Origin of the sequence: Acidovorax delafieldii 2AN (assembly GCF_000175235.1) — a bacterium.
Taxonomy (GTDB): domain Bacteria; phylum Pseudomonadota; class Gammaproteobacteria; order Burkholderiales; family Burkholderiaceae_C; genus Acidovorax; species Acidovorax delafieldii_B.
On sequence record NZ_ACQT01000591.1, the window covers coordinates 1 to 777 of the forward strand.

At 66.8% G+C, this 777-nt stretch carries 2 pseudogenes; both read left to right on the plus strand.

Annotation, left to right across the window (positions count from 1 at the left end):
• Positions 1-40 precede the first annotated feature (40 nt).
• Positions 41-136: pseudogene (locus ACDELDRAFT_RS25925) on the plus strand (DUF3306 domain-containing protein); the annotation flags it as partial.
• A gap of 312 nt (positions 137-448) precedes the next feature.
• A pseudogene (locus ACDELDRAFT_RS24475) lies at positions 449-777 on the plus strand (4Fe-4S ferredoxin); the annotation flags it as partial.

Genomic DNA, 777 nt, shown 5'->3' on the forward strand with positions numbered 1-777 from the left:
GGTCGAGCCACCCCCGCCCACCCTGGCCGATGCCCAGGCGCTGACGACGGATTCCGACTTCACACCGTTTGTTGCCCGCAGTGTGGCGCCCGAAGTGCGCAATGCCGCCATGAAGAAGCTGTTTGCCGATCCGCACTTCAACGTGATGGACGGGCTCGACATTTATGTCGGCGACTATTCCACGCCTGACCCTCTGCCGGCGTCGATGCTGCGGCAGATGGCCAGCGCCCAGTTCCTGGGTTTTTTTGACGATGAAAAGAAAGAAGGCGGGCCGGGGGTGAAAGCCAGACCATGGCCTTGCCGTCGGGGCAGGCTGGGGATGTTGCTGACGCAACCGTCAGCGAAGGCGTGGCACAGTCGGGGGTATGCACGGAAATTCCTAGCGCGCCAGCACCGGCCACGCGCTCGCACCTCGACGAGCCGGCCCCGCCCCCCAGCCCACACCCACATGACCACGCTGATCTGCGACTGCAACCAGACGATGCCCCTCAACGCGAAAGCGCTGGGCGAGGCGCTTCGTGAAGACCTGACCCTCCATTCCACCCTGTGCCGGCGCGATGCCGGCGCCTTCCAGCGCGCCATCCAGAGCGGCGAACCCGTCGTGGTGGCCTGCACGCAGGAGCAGCGCCTCTTTGCCGACCTGGGGCAGCAGACCGAGGGCGCGCTCTCGCCCATCCGTTTCGTGAACATCCGCGAGACCGGGGGCTGGAGCCGTGATGCTGTCAAGGCCAGCCCCAAGATTGCCGCGCTGCTGGCCGCGGCCCACCTGCCCGAGCC